We start from the raw sequence: 22,790 nt of genomic DNA, 5'->3' as shown, positions 1-22,790 counted from the left end.
GGGGTGCTGGGCCAGGAGCGGCCGAGAACCCACGATTCTAACGGAGACGGCCGGCCCACGCAGGAGCGAAGACTCTAGAAACGGGGTTGGGGAAACGGGGGAGGGCGGGCCGTCTCTAGGGCCAGGACCGTACAGCACCGCGTACCGCGCCCATGTGTGACGGCACGGCCCGGTGGGACGGCGCCACATTGGCGGCTCAGGCGTCCGCCCGTTCCTCGACCACTAGGATCTGCGCGCCGGTCCACGCCTGCCCCGGTTCGAGCCGGATCGGGACCAGCACCGCAGCGGCTTCGACGCAGACGAAACGGTGGTACTCGCCGACGCTCAGGTCGCTCATGCCGGCGGCCAGCTCGCGGCCCGGGTTCCACACCACGACGTCGCTGAAGCCCTCGGCTTCGAGCCGCAGCAGCTCCTCGCCGTCGGTCAGGCGCAGCGGCTTGCGAACATCCGGGTAGATGCGGTCGAGTTCGGCTTCGAAACGCACCGGAGCGTCGTCGGGCTCGCAATGCACTCCCTGCCTGGTCGAATCGAGGTAGGGGCGGTCTTCGAGCCCATGCACGAGGGTGCCGGCGACATCGGCCACGCGCAGATAGGTGTGCAGGGCGGCGGTGAACTCGAAGGCCTCGTCGCCGCGGTTGCGGATCGTCAATGCGGTGCGCAGCCGGTCCGGCGCGGGTTCGACGCTGAGTTCGGCGGCGAAGCGGTGCGGCCACGACGCCCGCGTCGTCTCGTCGTCGGCGAAGCGGAACAGCAAGCGTTCGGGTCCGGTCTCGACGGTATCCCACTCGAAGGTCCGGGCGAAGCCATGGCGCGGTCCGGGGCCGCGTTCGGCGAACTGCGGAAAGATCACCGGGATGCCGCCGCGGATCGCCTTGCCGGCGGCGAAGCTGGCGTGCGGGCTGAGGTACAGGCGCTCGTGCCCGCGGCAGCGCCACGACAGGACATGGGCGCCGAACGCCGTGGCTTCTACGGTCGATCCCGAGGATCCGGCAGGGTTCAGGGACAGCGGCGAGGCGATCGGAGCGGTGGGCATGGCGTCCTTTCCTGGCGGCGCGGTGGGTGGTCCGTACTGGACGCTACGGCCCATTTTAGCGGCCCCGGGCCAGGCCCGGTTAAGTGCCGTGAAGCCTGGTTGCAGAGGGTTCGGCTATTCTTAGCGCCCTTTCCCGTTCCGAAACCTGGAGCCAGGATGCTTCATCCCGTCGTTCTCAGCGGTGGCAGCGGTTCGCGCCTGTGGCCGCTTTCGCGCCAGAATCAACCCAAGCAGTTCCTCACGCTGATCGGCGATCACTCGCTGTTCCAAGAGACCATTCTGCGCGCCAACGCCTTGCCCGATGCCGGTGCGCCGGTCACGGTTTGCGCCGAGGACCACCGTTTCATGGTCGGCGAGCAACTGCAGGCCATCGGTGTCGCCAACGGTGCCATCCTACTTGAGCCGATCGCGCGCAACACTGCGCCGGCGATCGCCCTGGCCGCGCTGCACCTGGTCGCCAGCGAGCCCGAAGCGACCATGCTGGTGTTGCCGGCCGATCACCTGATCGAAGACGTGCAGGCCTTCCGCGACGCGGTCGCGCGGGCGACCGCGCTGGCCGATCAGGACTGGCTGGTCACCTTCGGCATCCATCCGGACTACCCGGAAACCGGCTACGGCTATATCGCCCGCGGCGAGTCCCTGGGCGAGGGCGGTTACCAGGTCAGCCGGTTCGTCGAGAAGCCCGACCTGGCCACGGCCGAAGGCTATCTGGCCGAAGGCACCTACGCCTGGAACTCGGGCATGTTCCTGTTCAAGGCCCAGCGTTTCATCGACGAACTCGCGCGCCATGCGCCGGGCATCCTGAGCGCGGCGCGCGCGGCCTATGCGCAGGCGCAGAGGGACTTGGATTTTATCCGCGTCGGCAAGGAGGCGTTCGCCGCCAGCCCGAACGATTCGATCGACTACGCGGTGATGGAGAAGACCGACCGCGCTGCAGTGGTTCCGGTCAGCTGCGGCTGGAGCGATATCGGCTCCTGGTCGTCGCTGTGGGCGGTGGCCGAGCGCGACGAAAACGGCAACCGCTACGAAGGCGACGTGATCTCGGTGGACACCACCGGCAGCCTGGTGCGCGCTTCCGAGCGCCGCATGATCGCGACCATCGGCGTCGAGGACCTGGTCATCGTCGATACGCCCGACGCGACCCTGGTCGCGCGCAAGGACCGGGTGCAGGACGTCAAGACCATCGTCGACAAGCTCAAGCAGGCCGGTCGCCAGGAGCACCTGTTCCACCGCAAGGTCTACCGCCCGTGGGGCAACTACGATTCGATCGACATGGGCGAGCGCTTCCAGGTCAAGCGCATCGTGGTCAAGCCGGGCGCGGCACTGAGCCTGCAGAAGCACCACAAGCGCGCCGAGCATTGGATCGTGGTGTCCGGCGTGGCCGAGGTGACTTGCGACGACAAGGTGTTCGATCTGCACGAGAACGAGAGCACCTACATCCCGCTCGGCAGCGTCCATCGCCTGCGCAACAACGGCACCGAGCTGGTCGAACTGATCGAGGTGCAATCGGGCGCCTACCTGGGCGAAGACGATATCGTCCGCCTCGAGGACGTGTACGGGCGTTCGTAAGCGCTCCGTCGCGTCCGCGCATGAAAAAACCGGCCGCGAGGCCGGTTTTTTCTTTATGGCCTCGTCGAGGCGAGGCCGTGCTCACGCTCGCCTGTGCGGACGCGAGCGGCTCAATCGACCTGCATCGTCGCCAGCAGCTCGGCCAGCACTTCGGCGAAACGCTCGGCGCTCCCTTCGGCGTGAGCGAAAAACAGCGAGGGTTCGCATAACTCCAGTTCCAGCAGCTGCGGTTGGCCTTCGCCGTCGCGGATCAGGTCGACGCGGGCGTACGGCAACGGCTCTTCGAGATCGAGCCGCGCCGTCATCGCGGTCAGCGCATGCAGGGCGACCCTGCGTTCGTCGTCGCCGGCCTCGCGCGCGGTGATGCGTTCCACCGCGCGCAGGTTCAAGGCATCCTCGCGTTGCAGCATCGCGCCTTTGCGGATGGCGTGACTGAACACGCCGTTGAAGTGCACCAGCGCGGTCTCGCCGTCCCGATCGACCGAAGCCAGATAGGGCTGCAGCATCGCGCTGCGGCCCTCGTCGAGCAGGCGCGCGAGATGATTGGCCGCGGCGAATTCTTGCGCGCGCGCATAACGCTGGGTGTCGCGCGAGCCGGCGCTGATCGCGGGCTTGACCACGAATTCGTCGGCGTCCGGATAGGCGGCGAGAAACTCCTGCAAGGCCGGCAGCGCATCCATGTCGGGTTCGACGAACGCGCTCGGCACCACCGGCACGCCGCGCGCGGCGAGGTCGGCCAGATAATGCTTGTCGGTATTCCAGCGCACCACCGGCCAGGGATTGATCAGGCGCGTGCGCGCATCGACGCGTTCACACCAGGCCAGGAATTCGTCGAGGCGTTCGCTGTAGTCCCAGGGCGAGCGCAGCAGTACGGCGTCGTATCGTGCCCAGGCCACGCTGGGGTCGTCCCAGGCGCGGATCTCGGCGGCGATGCCGCGTTCGGTACAGGCCTGGAGCAGGGGCGACAGGTCGTCGTCCTGCCCGGCGGCGGCGATGGCGGTGACCAGGGCGAGTCGGCTCATGTCGCAAGTCTAGCGTCGGCACACGATCGGGGCATTGTCGCGGTATTGCCCGAAAGTCCGCTACGTCCGGACCCGGCCGCAGGCTAAACTGCGCCCATCCCGCAAAGGAGTTGTCCCATGGCCGAGGCCATCGCCGCGACGCCCGCTGGCGCCGCGAAGAGCAAGCTGTACCCCAGTGCGAAACAAGCCCTGCAGGACGTGGTGGCGGACGGGCAGACCCTGGCCGTCGGCGGCTTCGGCCTGTGCGGCATTCCCGAGGCCCTGATCGGCGCGTTGCGCGACAGCGGCGTCAAGGGCATCACCGCGATCTCCAACAACGCCGGTGTCGACGGTTTCGGCCTGGGCCTGCTGCTGGAAACGCGCCAGATCAAGAAAATGATCTCGTCCTACGTCGGCGAGAACAAGGAATTCGAGCGTCAGTTCCTGTCCGGCGAACTCGAACTCGAATTCAATCCGCAGGGCACCCTGGCCGAGCGCCTGCGCGCCGGCGGCGCCGGCATCCCGGCCTTCTTCACCCGCACCGGCTACGGCACCGTGGTGGCCGACGGCAAGGAAACGCGCGAGTTCGACGGCCACCATTACGTCATGGAAACCGCGCTCAAGGCCGACGTGTCGCTGGTCAAGGCCTGGAAGGCCGACAAGGCCGGCAACCTGGTGTTCCGCAAGACCGCGCGCAACTTCAACCCGGCCTGCGCGATGGCCGGCAAGGTCTGCATCGCCGAAGTCGAGGAACTGGTCGAAGTCGGCGCGATCGACCCCGATCACGTGCACCTGCCGGGTATCTACGTCGACCGGATCGTCGTCAATGCGGCACCGGAGAAACGCATCGAGCAGCGGACGGTGCGGGCTGGGTGAGTGGGCGGACCGTCCTGATCTCATGCGCGTCGTTGTGATCGATGCGCTTGGGTTGGACCGGTCGCTGCGGCTCGCACGCCGGTTTTCCCGAGTCGGAGTGGATCGGCATCGCCGGTTTTCTGCTTCGTTGATTTCGATGCGCCCAGCTATACGGGAAAAACTCACGGAGCCGATCGTCGCAAACCGATTTTCTCCGTAGTCGATTCGATACATCCAGCTATACGGGAAAAGCTTCCGGAGCCTGTCGTCGTAAACCGACTTTCTCCGTCGGCACTTCAATTGCGTCCACCTATACAGGAAGAATTATCAATGTCTTGGTCCCGCGATGAAATGGCGCAGCGCGCCGCGCAGGAACTCACCGATGGCGCCTACGTCAACCTCGGCATCGGCCTGCCGACGCTGGTCGCCAACTTCATTCCCGACGGCATGGACGTGTGGCTGCAGTCCGAGAACGGCCTGCTCGGCATCGGTCCGTTCCCGACCGAAAGCGAAATCGACGCCGACCTCATCAATGCCGGCAAGCAGACCGTGACCGCGCGTCAGGGGGCGAGTTACTTCGGCAGCCACGACAGCTTCGCGATGATCCGCGGCGGTCATATCGACCTGGCGATCCTCGGCGCGATGCAGGTCACCGACAAGGGCGACCTGGCCAACTGGATGGTGCCCGGCAAGATGGTCAAGGGCATGGGCGGCGCGATGGATCTGGTCGCCGGCGTCAAGCGCGTGGTCGTGCTGATGGAACACAGCGCCAAGAACGGCGAGCACAAGATCCTGCCCGAATGTACGCTGCCGTTGACCGGCCTGGGCGTGGTCAATCGGATCATCACCGAGCTTGCGGTGATGGACGTGACCGAGCGTGGCCTGGTACTGGTCGAGACCGCGCCGGGCGTGAACGAAGACGAACTGCGCACCAAGACCGGCGTGCCGCTGCTGGCCGCCTGAATAGCGTAACGGCGGCCTCGCGAGGCTACGTAAAGCAGCTTCTCCGCAAAATTGAGACGCAGTTCTCAGTCGCTGTCGCATGCTTTTTTTGCGGCCATTGAAGTATCCGCGCCGCGGATGCAGGATGCGGCGCTGCTTTTATTTGGCTGGCCGCTATGCGCAATTTGGCTTTCCTGGGGATGCTGGTCCTGCTTGCGGCTGGCTGTACGTCATCCGACTCCGGTCCTTCGTCAATCGCTCAAAGGCTTGCGAGCGGAGCGGCGACGTCCGCTCCGGCAATGCATTCGGCACCGAGCCCATTCGCAGATCCGGTATCGGCGCGGCTTGCGACGCGCCGCATCGCCGCTGCCGGCTTCGCACGTCTTCCCGATCGCGGCGACCTGGCCGCTTATCCGTCCAAACAAGCGGCCATCTCCGAAGGCGCCTCTGCCTGGCATCGCGTCGAATTGAGCGAGGAGCACGCGCTTGCCGCGATCATCGGCGGTCATCTGCGCATCACCGCGCCCTCCGGCGAAGAACTCGACTTCCGCTATGAGCGCCACGTCGAGCATCCGAGCGGCGACTGGACCTGGGTCGGGCGCATCGACCGCGGCGGCCTCGCGCAAGAGGCCATCATTACTTTCGGCGAACGCGCCGTATTCGGCAGCATCGCCCAACCCGGCAAGCCCGCGCTGAAATTGACCATGCGCGACGGCAAGTCCTGGTTGGTCGAGACAGATCCGGCCAAGCTGGCGCTGCTCGAAAATTCGATCGGCCCCGATCATGCCGACGACTATCTGATACCGAGCGCAGCGGCGAACGCATCGGTCGTGGCGCCGACCAGCGCATCGGTCGCCGCTGCGGCGACCGCGGCCAACAGTCAGGTCGTGGTCGATGTCCTGGTCGGTTACAGCAACGGCTTCGCGACCGGCCTGGGCGGCGCGTCCCAGGCCGTGACTCGACTCAACTATCTGGTGGAAGTCACCAACCAGGCCTACGTCAACAGCCAGATCACTTCGCGCATTCGCATGGTCCACGCCATGCAGGTCAACTATCCGGACAATTCCGACAATGGCGGCGTCCTGGAGAAGATGACCGGCACGCGGACGACCCCGGTCGATCCCGCTTTCAATGCCTTGCGTGCGGCACGCGATCAGTACGGCGCCGACCTGGTGTCGTTCGTACGCAAGTACGATCGCACCACGCAGGACGGTTGCGGTATCGCCTGGCTACTCGGCGGTAATCAGCAGCCGATCACCACGTCGTCGGCGCCGAACGGTTATTCGGTCGTCAGCGATGGGCGCCAGAACGATGGCGGCACGACCTATTTCTGCCGCGACGAAACCTTCGCCCACGAGCTGGGTCACAACATGGGCGCGCAGCACGATCGCGCGACGGCCTCCTCGGGAGGCACCCTGCAGTACGGCGCGTATGCGTACTCGTTCGGCTACAAGGCCGGTGCGGCCACCGGCAATTTCTACGACATCATGGCCTATGGCGATCCGGGCCAGACCTCTTATCGGGTCTTCTCGAATCCGCGTATCACGACCTGCGGCGGTTTCGCCTGCGGTGTCGCCGGCGATGCCGATACCGCGCAGACGCTTAATCAAACCCATCCGATCATCGCCACGTTCCGAGCCGCTGTAGTCGCCAGCGCAGTTGTACGCAACGATTTCGACGGCGATGGCAAATCCGATGTCTACTGGCGCAATTTGGTAAGTGGTGTAAATGATTTGTGGTTCATGAATGGGGCGTCCTTGGTGGGCGTGATTACCGTGCACCGAGAGCCTGACCTATCTTGGGAGGTAGCCGGATCAGGCGATTTCAATGGCGACGGACGTTCGGATGTAGTCTGGCGCCACAGTCGAACGGGTCAAGTCTACGTTCACCTGATGGAGAGCGGCCGGATTCTTCCCGCCTCTGGATACTCTTTCAGTGTCGGCGATCTGAACTGGAAGATCGTCGCGCTGGGCGACTTCGACGGAGACCGGAAAACCGATCTGTACTGGCGTAATAGCGTCAACGGTACCAACGACATATGGTTCATGAATGGAGTCATTCCACGTAGCGTGGTGACTGTTTACCGCGAACCTAATCTTGCCTGGAGCGTAGCCGGGTCGGGCGATTTCAACGGCGATGGCACTGCCGATATTTTCTGGCGCAATGCGAGCTCAGGACAAAACTACATTCATCTCATGTCGGGTGCCACGGTGCTGAGCGCGTCGGGCGCGGCACCGACTGTTGCGGATTCCGCTTGGAAGCCGGTCGCTTTCGCCGACTTTGGTGGAGACGGACGCAGCGACGTTTACTGGCGTCATGCGACGACGGGCGAGTGCCACCTGTGGAGGATGGCAGGAACCGTGCCAAGCGAGGTCAACCTGGTTCATGTCGAGCCCGATCAAGCTTGGAAAGTGGTCAATAGCGGCGACTACAATGGGGATGGCAAGGCCGACATTTTCTGGCGCAATCAGAGGACCGGTCAGAACTACATCCATCTGCTTGACGGATCGAGAATTCTGCCTGGTTCCGGCAGCCTGTATACCGTGTCCGATACGAACTGGGTGGTGACCGGTACTTGAGGTCGTCGTACCTCACAACCCGACAGCGCTAGAGGCCGAGCGCGCTTTGCGCTGAGCCCTCCCGGAGAGAGTTGCATCTGCAATCCCGGATGCCGGCCACCGATTGGGCAAGTCTTGATTCGTTGCAGGCGAGCCACGAGCGCAATCGGCTGCTGCATCGAATAACAACGGCGCGGTCGACCGGGGCGCGCCGTTGCAGGCTGTTCGGGTTCACCGAAGAGGCGATCAGGTCGCAATCGGCATGGTCGGTCGCAGCTCTTACAGGTTCTGGTAATTCGGCCCCGAGCCGCCTTCCGGGGTGACCCAGTTGATGATCTCGTACGGGTCCTTGATGTCGCAGGTCTTGCAGTGCACGCAGTTCGCCGAGTTGATCTGCAGGCGCTTGGCGACGCTGCCGTCGTCGGACGCGGATTCGACGATCTCGTAGACGCCGGCCGGGCAGAAGCGCGTGCAGGGGTTGCCGTATTCCTCGGCGCACTGGGTGATGCAGATGTCGGTATCGGCGACCTTGAGGTGCACCGGCTGGTCTTCGTCGTGCTCGGTCGCGGCGAAATACACCGAGGCCAGGCGATCGCGCGGGGCCAGGCTGCGGTCGACGTAGTCGCGCTTGGGCTGTTCGGCTTCGCCGAGCTTCTGCAGCGACGACCAGTCGGCCTTGTTCTTCAAGGTCCACGGCGAACGCCCGCCGGTGACGGTTTCCCAGGCGGCGTTGAGCATGCCGAACCACAGGCCGCGCTTGAATGCGGGCTTGATGTTGCGGACCTTCTTGAGCTCGGCCATCGCATCGGAAGCGCGCAGCTTGGCGTCGAAGCCTTCGCTGCTCAGCGACTGCGCCAGGTGTTCGGCGGCGAGCATGCCGGAGCGGATCGCCTGATGAGTGCCTTTGACCTTGGGCACGTTGAGCAGGCCGGCGGTGTCGCCGATCAGCAGGGCGCCGGGCATCTCGACCTTCGGCAGCGACTGATAGCCGCCGGTGACGATGGCGCGGGCGCCGGCCGAGACGATGGTGCCGCCGTCGAGCAGCGGTTTGACCATCGGGTGGTTCTTCCATTGCTGGAAGGCTTCCCACGGCTTGTAGTCGGGGTCGCGGTAATCCAGGCCGCTGACGTAGCCGAGCGCGATGCGGCCCTTGTCGAGGTGATACAGGAAGCTGCCGCCGTAGGTGTGGCTGTCGGCCGGCCAGCCGAAGCTGTGCACGATCTTGCCCGGGCTGACCCGGTCTTCGGGCACCTGCCACAGTTCCTTGATGCCGATCGAATAACCCTGCGGGTCGCTGTCGGCATCGAGCTTGAAGCGCTTGATCAAGCGCTTGGTCAGATGGCCGCGCGCGCCTTCGGCGAACACGGTGACCTTGGCGCGGATGTCGATGCCGGCGGTGAAGCCCGACTTGTGGCTGCCGTCCTTGGCGATGCCCATGTCGCCGATGCGCACGCCGGCGACGCGGCCGTCGGGGTCGTGCAGGGTCTCGGCGGCGGCGAAGCCGGGGTAGATCTCCACGCCGAGGGCTTCGGCCTGCGGCGCCAGCCAGGCGCACATCGCGCCGAGGCTGACGATGACGTTGCCTTGGTTGTGCATGCCCGGCGGCACCGGCAGCTTGCGCCCGCCGGTCTTGCTGAGCAGCCAGAACTCGTCGTCGGTGGCCGGCACGCAGATCGGCGGCGGGTTGTCGCGCCAGTTCGGCAGCAGCGCGTCCAGCGGCCCGGTCTCGATTACCGCGCCGGACAGGATGTGGGCACCGATGGTGCTGGATTTTTCGATCACGCAGACCGACAGCTCCGGATTGAGCTGCTTGAGCCGGATCGCGAACGACAGCCCGGCCGGGCCGGCGCCGACGGTGACGACGTCGTACTCCATGACGTCGCGTTCGATTTCGATGGCTGGCGTGTCGGACGGCTGGACCGTATCGATCGGCTGTTCGCTCATGCTGGCGGGACTCTGGCGTGCGATCCGCATATTGTCGCGGGTTTGCGGCGGCAGCGCCAAATGTGACCCCGTCGGTGCCGCGCCGGGTCGGCGTTTAAAACGCTTTGCGTACTGTTGCGCACGCGTTCCCGGACGTTCGCGGCGAGGGGCGTATGGAGCCGGGCAGGTGGACGCCGGGCCGGCGCAAGATCCGGATCGCGAGGCCCGTGCGACGCGTGCTAGCGTGCCGCCATGCCCTTGCAACGCCTGCCTCTGGAAGACGCCGAACTGGCTTTCGACCCGAACTGGCTGGAGCGCGTCGCCGCCGATGCGCTGCAGGCGGCCCTGGTCGAGGAGATCCGCTGGGAAGTGCACCGCATCCGCCTGTTCGGGCGCGAGCACGATTCGCCGCGGCTCAGCAGTTGGATCGGCGATGCCGATGCGCACTACCGCTACTCCGGCGTGGACTTCCGTCCGTATCCCTGGCCCGAAGCGCTGGGTCCGATCCGCGAGCGGCTGATGCGCGAGCTCGGGGTCGGCTTCAACAGCGTACTCGCCAATCGCTACCGCGACGGCCGCGATGCGATGGGCTGGCACAGCGACGACGAGCGCGAGCTCGGGCCGAGGCCGGTGATCGCATCCCTGAGTCTCGGGGCGACGCGTCGCTTCGCGCTCAAGCATCGGCGCCGCGCGGAATTGAAGGGCGCGCTCGAACTGGGGCACGGCAGTCTGTTGGTGATGTCGGGGCCGACCCAGGCGAATTTTCGCCATGCCTTGCCACGCACGGTGCGGGCGGTGGGCGAGCGGATCAACCTGACGTTTCGGGTGATCGGGCCGCGGGAGTGACGGGGCTCGGTCTTGCGGCGAGTTACGTCCCAGCTGAGTCGGCGCGGTCGCGGCTCGCGCCGCTCCTACCCAAGAGCACGGCGAAGGATGAGTTGACCGAAGCCCCTGTAGGAGCGGCGCTACGGCCGCTGCCAGGCGCGCACGTAATCGACCCAGGTGGTTGCCGATTGGGTCGTCGCCGCAGGAGGCTTGCCGGCGTAGACGAAATGGTCGATCAGGATCGAGGTTTCGATCTGGCTGACGTTGGCGGTGGTACGCACCAGTTGGCCGTCTATGTAGAAGCGCGTCGCATCGGGGGCGATGTCGGCGCCGTAGACGTGGTAGCCGGCGCTCGGGTCGAAGCTGGTGGTGTGGATGTAGCTGTCCAACTGCTCGACGCCGTTCTTGATCACGTACTGGTTCAAGTACAGCCGGCTCTTGTTGTCGGAGTAGTACTCGAATACGTCGGTCTCGTTCCACTGCTGCGCGCCCGGTGCCTGGAAGGTCCAGAACGCGGGCCAGAAGCCGGCCGCGGCCGGCAGCTTCATGCGCGCCTCGATGAAGCCGTAACGGAAGTTGTAGCGCTTGTGCGAAGACAGCAGGCACGAAGTCCAGTCGTAGCGGCGGCCCGAAGGCGAGATCGCGGTCTCGCGCTTGGCGAGCATCGACAGCACGCCGTTGCTCACCGAGCAGTTCTTGCCCTGGTTCCATTCCAGTTGCTGATTGCCGGGGTTGCCGTGGCCGTGGTCGGCCTCGGCGGAAGAGTCGTCGGCCCAACGATTCCAATCGACGGCGTTGCCGTCGAACTCGTCGCCGAAGCGATAGACCCAGTTCGTGCCGGCGCCGAGCGGACGCGTCGTGGTGGGGTCGGTGACCGGCGCGGTGGTTACAGTGAAACTGCGTTGCGGCGCCAGGTCGGTCCAACGCCCGTTGGCGTAGTAGGAAACCCAGTAACGATATTGGCCGGCCGGGAAGCGGCCGCTGCCGGTGAGTTCGCGTACGCTCGTGCCGACCGTATAGCCGCTCTGGTGGCCGAGGTCGTAGTTGCGGTCGGCGGCGTCGCGCACCGCGAACACGATCTGTTCGTAGGTGACCGGCGCAGGATTCGCCAGCTGCGCCCCGAACAGGACGTTGGTGGTGGCATCGGGCGCCTGCACGTCGCGGCCGAGCGCGCGCAGCGGCGTCGCGCCGATGGTTTCGTAGTCGATAGTGCCGGGCGGTGTTGCCTGCGCCAGGCCGATGCAGGCGATCAGTTCCAAGGCCAGGGCGAGCGCGAGCAGGCTGCGCCGTGCGCTGGCGCGACGGCGTTGCGAGAACGGTGCGGTCATTCCACTTCCCCGATGCGCGCCACGACGGCGGTGGGCGCAGTCTAGGCAGCGGGTGCGCGGCGGCTTGTGTCGGCGGTCACCGGGTACATTCTTGCGCAAAGCCTTCACGCATCTTTCGCGCGGCGGTCGCGGCGCCGCCGCCGTGGCCCGTCATCAGGCCGTCATGGCAGGGGGCACGGCACCGCTCAGCGCTTGTGGCTCTTGTCGTGCGCGTCGCCCGAGGTCAGCGTCCAGCCTGCGATCTCGCCGGTGATCGTTTCCAGCGAGCGCTCGAAGGCTTCGACCACGTCGGGCACCGCGGTGGTCGCGGCCGGTTGCGCCTGCAGGAAGGTGTGCGAGGCGACGACCTTCTGGTCGGAGTTGTGCATCAGCTTGGCGTTGATCTCGATGGTCGCCGACGGCACCGCCGCGCCCTGGCCGTAGTCGGACTCGAAACGGCGCATGTCGAGCACCAGCTTGTAGTCGCCGCCGATGCCGCTGCCCTGGCGCGCGACCGCGGCGATCTTGCCGGAGTCCTCCAGGGTACGCAGCAGGGCGTCCTCGATCATGCTGCTCGGCAGCTTGGCCCAGGCCGCGCCCTTGTAGACCTCGATCTCGTTGCCGGTCGGGCGCACGGCGATGCGCAAGCTGTCGATCATGCGCGCCGCGTTGGGCGCGCTCAACGACAGCTGCCAGTTCGCGTTCGGCCACGACGGATCGGCCTGCACGCGCGGATCGGGCGCGTACTGGGTGGTCGGCTTCTTCGGCTTCTCGCCGAGGATCGACGAGCAACCGGCCAAGGCCAATACGGTCGCGCCTGAGAAGAGCCAACCGAAGAGGTGTACGTAAGCGCGGCCGTTCGAGGATGCATTGAGTCGGGGAGTCTGAGTCATGATCGTCTTCGCAACCTGATTCGAACGTTCGCCGGCCCGATTGGCCGGCTGCCGTGCCGATGAGCCGGGTACGTAAGCGCGGCCGTTCGAGGATGCATTGAGTCGGGTTGTCTGAGTCATGATCGTCTTCGCAACATGGTTCGAACGTTCGCCGGCTCGCGTCGCCGGCCGCTGTATCGATGGCTTCGCCATGCCCCTCATTCGGGCTCGAATTCCTTGGTCGCATCCCGGCCCAGCAGGTAGCGGGTCGGGTTGTTGTCGAGGCGGTCGCTGATCCGGCGCAGGTCGCGTACCAGCGAGCGCAGTTCGCTCAGGGTCGGGCCGAGCTGGGCCAGGCCGTCGTTGGCGAAGCTGCTGATCGCGGCGCGGTTGTCGGTAAGGATGCCGTTAGCGCCGGTCGCGGCCGAATCGAGCTTGGTCAGGGTGCTGTCGAGTTTGGCGATCAGGCCCGGCAGCTTGTCGACCAGTTCGCGATCGACGCTCTCGACCGCGCGATTGGTGGTGTTCAGGGTGACGGCGAGCTGTTCGCTGGACTTGCGCGCGTTGGTGATCAGTGCACGCAGGTCTTCGCGCTGGCCGGCGATGGAACCGGTCAGCGATTCGATGTTGGCCAGCGTGTTCGACACGTGCTTGACGTTCTCGTCGCTGAGCACCTGGTCCATGCGCGCGACCAGGCGGTTGGCGGTGTCGGCGATGTTCTGCAGCGCCGAGGCTTCGGTCTGGATCACCGGGATGTCGCTGCTGCGCTCGGCGTCGGCCAGCGCAGGGCTGTTCGGGCTGCCGCCGGTGAGCTGGATGATCGGGCTGCCGGTGATGCCGGTCATCGACAGCTTGGCGCGGGTGTCGGTCTTGATCGGCGCGTCGGCCTGCAGGCGCAGCTTGGCGATGACCCGGCGCGGGTCGTCCGGCGCCAGGCTCAGCTGTTGCACGGTGCCGACCGAGATGCCGTTGTACTGCACGGTGCTGCCTTCCGACAGGCCGGTGACCGGCTCGTTGAAGATCACCGCGTACTCGCGCCAGCTCTTCTCCGAGGAGTACTTGGCCGCCCACAGGGCGAACAACAGCAGGAACAGCGTCACGACGATCGTGAACGCACCGATGAGGACGTAATTGGCCTTGGTTTCCATCAGGCACCTTTGAACGACGGGGCGTTGCCGTGTTTCATGGCCGGCATCATGCCAGCATGGGATAGGTAAACGCGGTGAAATGAATGAGGTTGAGGCCGAAGTGGGCCAGCACGGCACCGAACAGGCCGCCCTTGCGATAGGCCCAACCGTAGGCCAGCCCGGCCAGGCTGGCCAACAGCACCCAGCGCCAGCCACCGCCGGCATGCACGAGGCCGAAAGCCAGCGCCGACAGCATCGTCGCGTAGCTCGCGCCATGCCGCAGCTCGCGCCAGCGCCGCTGCAGGGCCTCCTGCAGATAGCCGCGGAACATGGCTTCTTCGGCCAGCGCGACCAGCAGCAGATTGTTGAGCGCCCACAAGGCGCCGAAGGCCGGCCACTTCGGCGCCCAGGCGATCGCCCCCAAGGCCAGCGCCAGGCCCAGGCAGAGCAGGCCGGCCAGCGCAGCGCCGATCAGGCCCGCCGAAAGCGAGGCCGCGAGCGGTTGCTCGCCTTCGCCGAAGCGTTTCAGCAATGGCCAACACAGCAGCAACCAGAACCCGGCCAGGGGTTTGTCGAAATTGAAGTACAGCGACATCGGCGCCGCGTCGGGCGTCAGGCGCAGATCGGTCAGCAACTGCGGGTTGTGGAAGCCCGGCATCAGGTGCAGACCCAGGGCGAAGGCGACCAGCACGAACAGCACATGGCCGGTAATGCGCCAGCCCTTGCCGCGCTCCGGCCGCACCAGCCAGGCGGCGAGGCCGAGCAGGGCGAAGGAGAGCAACGCGATGGGGTCCAGCAACCCGCGCGACAGCGCGCCGACCACGACGGCGCCGAGCAGGAGCAGGCTCGCCGCCCGTGCCTTCGGCCACCACAGCAAGGCCGCGGCCGCGCACAGCAGTCCCCACAGCGACACGCTCCACAGCGCGTCGGCCGGCAGTCCCCAAACGGTCATGGCGGCGGCGCATCCGCGAGGTTCTGGTCGCGCGCGACCTGGGCGGCGCGCGCGCGCGGGCCGTGGAAATACTCCTGCACCCAGGGGTGGTCGAGCTTTTCGACTTCGGCGATCGGCGCGCAGGCGATGACTTTCTTGTCGGCGAGCACGGCGATGCGGTCGCAGATCGCGTACAGGGTGTCGAGGTCGTGGGTGATCAGGAACACGGTGAGACCGAGCGCTTGCTGCAGCGTGCGGATTAGGCGGTCGAACGCGGCCGCGCCGATCGGGTCGAGGCCGGCGGTGGGTTCGTCGAGGAACAGCAACGGCGGATCCAGCGCCAGTGCGCGCGCCAGGCCGGCGCGCTTGCGCATGCCGCCCGACAGCTGCGAGGGCAGCTTGTTGATCGCATCGGCCGGCAGGCCGGCCAGCTTGACCTTGAGCAGCGACAGTTCGTAGCGCAGCGAATCGGGCAGGTCGCTGTGATACTCCTTCAACGGCACCTGCACGTTTTCGCCGACGGTCAGCGACGAGAACAGGGCGCCATCCTGGAACAGCACGCCGGTGTTGCGCTCGATCTCGCGGCGCAGGCGCGGGTCGGGATTGCGCGCATCGATGCCCAATACTTCGATCTCGCCGGCATCGGGCTTACGCAGGCCCAGGATCGACCGCATCATCACCGACTTGCCGGTGCCCGAGCCGCCGACCACGCCGAGGATCTCGCCGCGGCGCACGTCCAGGTCGAGGCCGTCGTGGACGACCTGCTCGCCGAACCGATTGATCAGGCCGCGGATGCGGATGATGACGTCGTCGGCGGCTTCGCCGCCGTCGACGTCGGGAGTCGGGAATCGGGAATCGGGAGTCGTCACAGCGGCTTCTCCGCGGCGTGCGCGAACGCACGCTCAGCTCGCTTTTCGGCGATTCCCGATTCCCGATTCCCCATTCCCGGCCGCATCACCAGCCCATCTCCATGAACCAGATCGCGAAGAAGGCGTCGAGCACGATCACCAGCGAGATCGCCTGGACCACGCTCGAGGTCGTGCGTTCGCCGACCGATTGCGCGGTGCCCTCGACCTGCAGACCTTCCAGGCAGCCGATCAGGCTGATCAGCAGGGCGAAGATCGGCGCCTTCGACAGGCCCACGAGGAAATGGCGCAGCTGCATGGTGTCGTGCATGCGCGCCAGGTATTGCTGAGGCGGAATGTCCAGGCCGTAGGCGCCGACGGTGAGGCCGCCGAGCAGGCCGGCGACCATGGCGATGAAGGTCAGCAGCGGCAACATCACCAGCAGGGCGAGCACGCGCGGGATCACCAGCAGGTCGATCGGGTCCATGCCGAGGGTGCGGATGGCGTCGACTTCTTCGCGGCTGACCATCGCGCCGATCTGCGCGGTGAAGGCGCTGGCGGTGCGGCCGGCCAGCACGATCGCGGTGAGCAGCACGCCGAACTCGCGCAGGAAGGCGATGCTGACCAACTCGACCACGAAGATGGTCGCGCCGAAGTCCTTGAGGATGGTCGAGCCGAGGAAGGCCACGACCGCGCCGACCAGGTAGCACAGCAGCGCGATCAGCGGCACCGCGTCCAGGCCGACCTGCTCCATGTGGTGGACCGTGGCGGTCGGGCGGAAGCGCCCCGGTTCCTTGAACAGACGCAGCATCTTGACCAGGGTTTCGCCGAAGAAGGCGACCAGGGCCAGGACTTCTTTCCAGTTGTCGGTGACTGCGAAGCCCAGGCGCGCGAGCGCGGCCTGGAAACCGTATTCGCGCTTCTTCTTCGGGCGCTCGTCGGCGACGTCCTCGATCGCGCTGACCAGGGCGCGGTGACTGTCGTGGAAGGTGAAGGCGGTGTCGAAATCGAGCTCGTGCCGGCGCGCATAGCGCATCAGCTGCAGCACGCCGACCGAGTCGAGCCGGTCGACGCCGCTGGCGTCGATCTGCGTGGCGCCTTCCGGGGCGCTCTTGAGGGCTTCCGAGATCTGGATCGCGTGCTCGAGCGTCCAGCAACCGGAAAGGCGTAGCCGCGAGGGCGCTTGGCCATCGGCGGTAATTTCCGGCGCGTGCGTGGTCGATACGGTCATAGAGCCTCGGGCGGAGAATACAGGCTAGGGACGGCAAGGTGAGTGTCGCGTGCAACGCCGGCTGACCGAAGCCCGGGCCCGGTCGCGCGGCCCGTCTGCCCAGCGGCGCGCGCTCATGCGATGCTTCGCCGCTATGTCGACCCCGCATCCGCTCAGCGCCACCAGCTATGCCGCCCGCATCGCCTTCGTCGTCGAGCTGGCCGAGCGGCTGCACAGTTACGGCACCACCGCCCAGCGCCTGGAAGGGGCGGTGACGGCGGTCGCGCAGAAGCTGCGCCTGGAATGTGAGCCGTGGTCCAACCCGACCGGCCTGATCCTGACCTTCAGCGATCCCAACCGGCCGCTCGGCGACAGCGACACGACGCGGGTGATCCGCCTGCCGCCCGGCGAGAACGATCTGTACCGGCTCAGCGAAACCGACCGCATCGCCGAAGAGGTCATGGCGGGCCGTCTCGACCTCGCCGCCGGCCACGCCGCGCTCGAACAATTGGACCGGCCGCGCAGCAAGCGCTGGCGCGCCATGCAGGTGGTCGCGTATGGCTTGGCCGCCGGCGCGGTCGCGAGCTTGTTGCGGTTGCCGTGGCTGGATATCGGCGTGGCCGCGATCAACGGCCTGATGATCGGCCTGCTGGTCGACATCTCCGGCTCGCGCCCGCGCTTCAAGGAAGCGCTGGAAGCGATCGCGGCGATGTTCGCGGCCAGCATGACCGTGCTGGTCGCCAGCTTCATCGCGCCCTTGAACCAGAACACGGTGATCATCGCCTCGTTGATCGTGTTGCTGCCCGGGCTGGCCCTGACCAATGCAGTCAACGAGTTGACCAGCCAGCATCTGGTCTCGGGCACGGCGCGCTTCGCCGGCGCCCTGACCACGGTGGTGAAACTCGCGGTCGGCACGGTGATCGCGCTGTACCTGACCGAGTTGATCGGGCTGCAGCCGCAGATCCGCGCCTCGCGTCCGCAGGAGGCCTGGGTCGAATGGTGCGGCATTGCGGTCGCGGCCTACGCGTTCGCGGTGCTGTTCCGCGCCCATCGCAGCGATTATCCCAAGGTCATGGCGGCCGCCGCCGGCGGTTATCTGATTTCGCGTTTCGTCGGCCTGGCCTGGGGCAGCCCGGCCGGGATATTCCTCGCCGCGCTGACCCTGACCGCGGTCGGCAATGCCTACGCCCGCTGGGGTAATCGGCCCGGGGCGATCATCCGGGTGCCCGGCATCATCATGCTGGTCCCCGGCAGCGTCAGCCTGCGCGGCTTGCTGTCGATGATCCAGCAGCAGGACGTCAATGTCGGCCAGGACGCGGTATTGGCCGTGCTCAATATCCTGCTGGCGCTGATCGCCGGCCTGATATTCGGCAATCTGTTGCTGCCGGCGCGGCGGAATCTCTAAGTCACGGCCCGGGAAAGCCACTGCGCGCGGCCTGTCGGGCCCGGGATTGAAACGCGGGTCCGGCGGCGGAGAGATTGGCTTGCGGCGGCCGAGAACGGGCTCGATCTCCGCCGAACCTCGGCCCTCCGGGATTTTCCTTCGCCCACAAAAAAGCCGGCGCAGGGCCGGCCTCTTCGCTGCGTATCGCCGATTACTTGATCAGGAAATCGTCGATCTTGCGACCCGCGGCGACGTACGCGGCCAGCCAGCGCGGCTGCTTGCCGCGGCCGGTCCAGGTTTCCGCGGTATTGCCCGGGTTGCGGTACTTCGGCGCGACCTTGCCGAGCGGCTTGCGTGCCTTGCGTGCTGCGGGAGCGGGCTTGGCGGCTTTCGTGGTCTTGGTGGCGCGGCTGCTGGGAGCGACGCCGCCGAACAATTCTTCGAGGGTGTATCCCTCGGTCTTGAGCAACTGCGCGACCTTCTTGCGCACCGCAGCAACGGGCTTGCGCTTATTGAGGGTGGTCTTGCGCTTCTTGGCCTGGCTGATCAGTGACTCGAGTTCTTTCGCGGACAACGTGGAGAGATCGATCGACATGGAGCCTCCGGGGAGTGGGTTCGGATTTTGGCCAGTCCCTGGCGCGCGGCGGAATAGTAAAGGCACATTCACTCCGCGTAAATGTGCCGAAGGTCTGTGCAGATATTCGCGTTCTTATAGGAGGCGAATCCATCGGGTTCGCCGTCGACGCGTGGATTAATGTAATCGGGTATTGGCCGCGGCGCTAACCGCACGAAGGTATTAGGCGGGAAAGCCTCGCCGCGGCCGCCGTCCCGTCGGGTGCGGGGCGGGGTTTGCCATGTAATTGCCATAAACCGCGCGCACCGTACGGGCGGGCCGTATTCGGGGCGCTTTCGATAATCGATCGGCACCGGTCGCGAGGGCGGGGCCGATACCCCGCTTTACCTCCCGCATGCCGGGAGGTAAAGCGCGAAGGTAATCGCGCAGGCGCTTAGCCGGCGATCCGCGCGAGCACCGCGGCGCGGTCGAGATTCTCGGCTTCGCTGGCGCGGCGGTGGCGGTATTCGAAACTGCCCGCGGCCAGGCCGCGCTCGGACACCACCACGCGGTGCGGGACGCCGATCAGTTCCATATCGGCGAACATCGCGCCCGGACGCAGGCCGCGATCGTCGAGCGCGGCATCGACGCCGGCCGCCAGCAGCTCCCGGTACAGGGCCTGGGCCGCTTCGGTGACCGCGGCGTCGTTCTTGGGGTTGATCATGCACACCACCGCCTGCCACGGCGCCATCGCCTCGGGCCAGGCGATGCCGGCGTCGTCATGGTTCTGCTCGATCGCCGCGGCGACGATGCGCGACACGCCGATGCCGTAGCAGCCCATCGCCGGCGTGGCGGCTTTGCCGGTTTCGTCGAGCACGGTCAGCTTCATCGCTTCGGCGTACTTGCGGCCGAGCTGGAACACGTGGCCGACCTCGATGCCGCGGGCGATGCCGAGCGTGCCCTGGCCATCGGGCGAGGGGTCGCCGGCGACGGCGTTGCGGATGTCGGCGACTTCATCGGGCTCGGCCAGGTCGCGGCCCCAGTTGACGCCGGCCAGGTGGTAGCCGTTTTCGTTGGCGCCGACCACGAAGTCGTGCATCGCCGCGACGCTGCGGTCGGCGATCACGCGGATGGTCTTTACCGGCTTGAGCGGGCCCAGGAAGCCCGGCTGCGCGCCGAGGTGTTCGAGGATCTCGGCTTCGGTGGCGAGGCGGTATTCGGCCAGGCCGGCGAGCTTGGACAGCTTGATCTCGTTGACCACATGGTCGCCGCGCACCAGCGCCAGGACGAACTGCGGCTTGCCTTCGCCGTCGGCGCCGACGATCGCGACCGACTTGACCGTGCGCGCCAGGGCGATGCCCATCAGCACGGCGACGTCTTCGCAGGTCTTCTGGGTCGGCGTGTCGATCTTGCGCAGCGCTTCGGCGGCCGCGCCGCGCGCGTGCGGCGCCACCGCCTCGGCGAGTTCGACGTTGGCGGCGTAGTCCGAACCGTCCGAGAAGGCGATCGCGTCCTCGCCCGAGTCGGCCAGCACGTGGAACTCGTGCGAGGCACTGCCGCCGATCGCGCCGGTGTCGGCGAATACGGCGCGGAACTTCAGGCCCAGGCGGGTGAAGATGCGGCTGTAGGTGTCGTACATGTTGCGGTATTCGCGATCCAGGTCCTGGTCGCTCAGATGGAAGGAGTAGGCGTCCTTCATCAGGAACTCGCGTGCGCGCATCACCCCGAAACGCGGGCGGATCTCGTCGCGGAACTTGGTCTGGATCTGGAAGAAGTTGACCGGCAACTGCTTGTAGCTGGCCAGCTCGTTGCGGGCGAAATCGGTGATGACTTCCTCGTGGGTCGGGCCGTAGCAGTACCAGGCTTCCTTGCGGTCCTGGATCTTCAGCAGCTGACCGCCGAATTTCTCCCAGCGCCCGGTCTCTTCCCACAGTTCCTTCGGCTGTACCGACGGCATCAGCACTTCGATCGCGCCGGCGGCGTTCATCTCCTCGCGCACCGCGCGCTCGACCTTGCGCAGCACGCGCAGGCCCAGCGGCGACCAGGTGTACAGGCCGGCGGCGAGCTTGCGGATCATGCCGGCCTTGAGCATCAGCTTGTGGCTGACGATTTCGGCTTCGGCGGGCGTTTCCTTGCTGGTGTGGAGATGGAATTGCGACAGACGCATCGGCTGGGGTTCGCGTACATGGAAAGCGAACAGTTTGCCATGCCGAGGCGGTGGCTCCGTCCGCCGGGGTGGGTCGGGCCGGTCCCCGGAGCGGCGGGGGCCGGTCCGGGGCGGGAGAGGCGGCCTGGTCGGCCGCCGGGGGCATCAGGCCTGGATCAGGCGTCGCCCTGCTTGGCGGTCGACGGACGCGTCGCTGCCGGTGCCACGGCGGGAGCCGCCGGCTGCATGCAATAGGCCTTGACGGCCGATTCGGCGAGCTGGACCTGGGCCGCGCGCTGCTGCGCGTCGAGGATGTTGTCGGGCTTGCCGTCCTTGTTGGCGTCGACGCCGACCGAGGCCGAGCTCTGTAACTGCTTGAGGTTGCCGCGCGCGGTCGTGCACTGGGCGTTCTCGGCCGGGCTGTCCTGGGTGGCCGACTGGGCCGAGGTGGCGGTGCCGGATTTGTTCTTGATCACGCGGTTCTTGACCCCGCCCTGGTTCGGCGGCGGCGAATCGGAGTAGTGGGTGACGCCGTTGGCGTCCTTCCACTGGTACAGCTCGGTGGCAGCCGCCGGCGCGGCCAGCAGGGCGATCAGGACGGCGCTGGCGGCGAGCGCCGGAAAGGCGCGAAATAGCGAGTGGCGGGACGGGCAGGGCATAGCGAAGCTCCGAGGCAGGCAAACGGAACGGACGGCGTAAAGCCGGTCGAGCGGGGGAAGCGACGATTGCAGCATCCTGCCGAGGCACAGGCAAGCGCTACACTTCCCAGTTATGGAACCCCATCACACGCCCCGCCCGCGCGGACGCGGCATTTACCTGCTGCCCAACCTGTTCACCACCGGCGGCCTGTTCGCCGGCTTCTACGCGATCATCGCCGCCACCCAGGGGCGCTTCGACGAGGCCTGCATGGCGATCTTCATCGCCGCCATCCTCGACGGCGTCGACGGCCGGGTCGCGCGCCTGACCAACACCCAGAGCGAATTCGGGGTCCAGTACGACTCGCTGGCCGACCTGATCAGCTTCGGCCTGGCGCCGGCCCTGGTCATGTACCACTGGGCCCTGGAGTCGACCAAGCTCGACGGCGTGATCCCCGGCAAGATCGGCTGGATCGGCGCCTTCCTGTATGCCGCCTGCGCCGCGCTGCGCCTGGCCCGCTTCAATTCCCAGGTCGGCCAGGTCGACAAGCGCTGGTTCATCGGCCTGGCCAGCCCGGCCGCGGCCGGACTGGTGGCGAGCTTCGTCTGGACCTGCCACAGCTTCGACCTGGTCGGCGAGCAATTGCGCTATGCCGCGCTGACTCTGACCGTGGTGGCCGGCCTGCTGATGGTCAGCCGCATGCGCTATTTCAGCTTCAAGGGCAGCGGCCCGCGCAACGACCGGGTGCCGTTCCTGGCGATCCTGGTCGTGGTGGTGGTGGTGATCGCGATCGCGATCGACCCGCCGCGCGTGCTGCTGGCGATCTTCGCCCCGTACGCGCTGTCCGGCCCGGTCTACGCGGCCTATCGCCGCCTGCGCCGCATGCCGCCGGCTGAGGCCGGCCCGCCATGAGCGCGCTGTGGAGCGCCGAGCAGCGCGAATGGCTGCAGGCGATGGGCCACTCGGTGATGGCGCTGGCTTCCGACAAGGTCGAGGAGCCGGCGGTCGTTGCTCGAGAGGTGTCTGTGCCGGCGGCGCGCGCTGCGTCGACGGAAGCGGTCGCGACGGCGCCG

The 22,790-nt window shown here is 66.7% G+C and carries 19 protein-coding genes; 7 read left to right on the top strand and 12 right to left on the bottom strand.

The genetic code is table 11. The annotated features are described in order from the left end of the window. Positions 1-196: 196 nt before the first annotated feature. Positions 197-1,033, bottom strand: coding sequence for a D-hexose-6-phosphate mutarotase (locus GLA29479_RS09115; protein ID WP_057971398.1), 837 nt, complete (start codon positions 1,031-1,033; stop codon positions 197-199). A gap of 156 nt (positions 1,034-1,189) precedes the next feature. Here GLA29479_RS09115 and GLA29479_RS09110 point away from each other — a divergent pair, with 156 nt between their 5' ends. Next, complete coding sequence (locus GLA29479_RS09110) at positions 1,190-2,602, top strand: mannose-1-phosphate guanylyltransferase/mannose-6-phosphate isomerase (RefSeq protein ID WP_057971397.1); 1,413 nt, start codon at positions 1,190-1,192, stop codon at positions 2,600-2,602. A gap of 110 nt (positions 2,603-2,712) precedes the next feature. Here GLA29479_RS09110 and GLA29479_RS09105 read toward each other — a convergent pair whose 3' ends face one another. After that, entirely contained in the window at positions 2,713-3,624 is a 912-nt protein-coding gene (locus GLA29479_RS09105) for an ATP-grasp domain-containing protein (RefSeq protein WP_057971396.1), read from the bottom strand. A gap of 117 nt (positions 3,625-3,741) precedes the next feature. Here GLA29479_RS09105 and GLA29479_RS09100 point away from each other — a divergent pair, with 117 nt between their 5' ends. The 3 genes from GLA29479_RS09100 (at position 3,742) to GLA29479_RS09090 (ending at position 7,979) form a co-directional block, all read left to right on the top strand. Then, positions 3,742-4,479 carry a CoA transferase subunit A gene (locus GLA29479_RS09100; RefSeq protein WP_057971395.1) on the top strand — a complete coding sequence of 246 codons (738 nt, stop codon included), beginning with the start codon at positions 3,742-3,744 and terminating at the stop codon, positions 4,477-4,479. A 309-nt stretch (positions 4,480-4,788) separates the two neighbouring features. Continuing rightward, complete coding sequence (locus GLA29479_RS09095) at positions 4,789-5,421, top strand: CoA transferase subunit B (protein WP_057916878.1); 633 nt, start codon at positions 4,789-4,791, stop codon at positions 5,419-5,421. Between the two features lie 155 nt (positions 5,422-5,576). After that, a complete protein-coding gene (locus GLA29479_RS09090) occupies positions 5,577-7,979 on the top strand; it encodes a reprolysin-like metallopeptidase (RefSeq protein ID WP_082638448.1) in 2,403 nt (800 codons plus the stop codon). 258 nt (positions 7,980-8,237) lie between these two features. Here the strand turns inward: GLA29479_RS09090 and GLA29479_RS09085 are convergent, their stop codons facing one another. Continuing rightward, on the bottom strand, positions 8,238-9,902 hold the full coding sequence (locus tag GLA29479_RS09085) for an electron transfer flavoprotein-ubiquinone oxidoreductase (RefSeq protein ID WP_057973134.1): 1,665 nt from the start codon (positions 9,900-9,902) through the stop codon (positions 8,238-8,240). Between the two features lie 231 nt (positions 9,903-10,133). On the opposite strand from GLA29479_RS09085, the gene GLA29479_RS09080 reads away from it, so the two are divergent. After that, the gene (locus GLA29479_RS09080) at positions 10,134-10,727 is read left to right on the top strand and encodes an alpha-ketoglutarate-dependent dioxygenase AlkB family protein (protein WP_057971393.1); all 594 of its coding nucleotides are present in this window, start codon (positions 10,134-10,136) and stop codon (positions 10,725-10,727) included. A gap of 119 nt (positions 10,728-10,846) precedes the next feature. Here GLA29479_RS09080 and GLA29479_RS09075 read toward each other — a convergent pair whose 3' ends face one another. The 6 genes from GLA29479_RS09075 to GLA29479_RS09050 all read right to left on the bottom strand — a co-directional run bounded on the left by GLA29479_RS09075 (position 10,847) and on the right by GLA29479_RS09050 (position 17,019). Beyond that, positions 10,847-12,034 carry a glycoside hydrolase family 16 protein gene (locus GLA29479_RS09075; protein WP_057971392.1) on the bottom strand — a complete coding sequence of 396 codons (1,188 nt, stop codon included), beginning with the start codon at positions 12,032-12,034 and terminating at the stop codon, positions 10,847-10,849. 185 nt (positions 12,035-12,219) lie between these two features. Next, positions 12,220-12,906, bottom strand: a complete 687-nt coding sequence (locus GLA29479_RS09070; protein WP_082638446.1) for an ABC-type transport auxiliary lipoprotein family protein — start codon at positions 12,904-12,906, stop codon at positions 12,220-12,222. A gap of 197 nt (positions 12,907-13,103) precedes the next feature. Next, the gene (locus tag GLA29479_RS09065) at positions 13,104-14,033 is read right to left on the bottom strand and encodes an MlaD family protein (protein ID WP_031371531.1); all 930 of its coding nucleotides are present in this window, start codon (positions 14,031-14,033) and stop codon (positions 13,104-13,106) included. Positions 14,034-14,079: 46 nt separating this feature from the next. Next, positions 14,080-14,964: a CPBP family intramembrane glutamic endopeptidase gene (locus tag GLA29479_RS09060; RefSeq protein ID WP_057971391.1), complete on the bottom strand. Its 885-nt coding sequence runs from the start codon at positions 14,962-14,964 to the stop codon at positions 14,080-14,082. Then, positions 14,961-15,812, bottom strand: a complete 852-nt coding sequence (locus GLA29479_RS09055) for an ABC transporter ATP-binding protein (protein WP_057971390.1) — start codon at positions 15,810-15,812, stop codon at positions 14,961-14,963. The genes GLA29479_RS09060 and GLA29479_RS09055 overlap by 4 nt, the downstream gene beginning before the upstream one ends. Positions 15,813-15,897: 85 nt before the next feature. Beyond that, the gene (locus GLA29479_RS09050) at positions 15,898-17,019 is read right to left on the bottom strand and encodes an ABC transporter permease (protein ID WP_031371534.1); all 1,122 of its coding nucleotides are present in this window, start codon (positions 17,017-17,019) and stop codon (positions 15,898-15,900) included. 115 nt (positions 17,020-17,134) lie between these two features. Between GLA29479_RS09050 and GLA29479_RS09045 the strand changes: the two genes are divergently transcribed. Next, entirely contained in the window at positions 17,135-18,403 is a 1,269-nt protein-coding gene (locus tag GLA29479_RS09045; protein ID WP_425478893.1) for a threonine/serine exporter family protein, read from the top strand. Positions 18,404-18,593: 190 nt separating this feature from the next. Here GLA29479_RS09045 and GLA29479_RS09040 read toward each other — a convergent pair whose 3' ends face one another. From GLA29479_RS09040 to GLA29479_RS09030, 3 genes are all read right to left on the bottom strand, one after another. After that, positions 18,594-18,977, bottom strand: coding sequence for an H-NS histone family protein (locus tag GLA29479_RS09040; RefSeq protein ID WP_057971389.1), 384 nt, complete (start codon positions 18,975-18,977; stop codon positions 18,594-18,596). 412 nt (positions 18,978-19,389) lie between these two features. Beyond that, positions 19,390-21,102, bottom strand: coding sequence for a proline--tRNA ligase (locus GLA29479_RS09035; protein ID WP_057971388.1), 1,713 nt, complete (start codon positions 21,100-21,102; stop codon positions 19,390-19,392). 155 nt (positions 21,103-21,257) lie between these two features. After that, positions 21,258-21,740, bottom strand: a complete 483-nt coding sequence (locus GLA29479_RS09030; protein WP_082638444.1) for a DUF4124 domain-containing protein — start codon at positions 21,738-21,740, stop codon at positions 21,258-21,260. A 112-nt stretch (positions 21,741-21,852) separates the two neighbouring features. On the opposite strand from GLA29479_RS09030, the gene pssA reads away from it, so the two are divergent. Then, on the top strand, positions 21,853-22,629 hold the full coding sequence (gene pssA / locus GLA29479_RS09025; RefSeq protein ID WP_057916888.1) for a CDP-diacylglycerol--serine O-phosphatidyltransferase: 777 nt from the start codon (positions 21,853-21,855) through the stop codon (positions 22,627-22,629). Positions 22,630-22,790 lie beyond the last annotated feature (161 nt).

The organism is Lysobacter antibioticus, assembly GCF_001442535.1.
Taxonomy (GTDB): Bacteria; Pseudomonadota; Gammaproteobacteria; order Xanthomonadales; family Xanthomonadaceae; genus Lysobacter; species Lysobacter antibioticus.
This window is presented reverse-complemented; position numbering and strand designations above follow the sequence as displayed.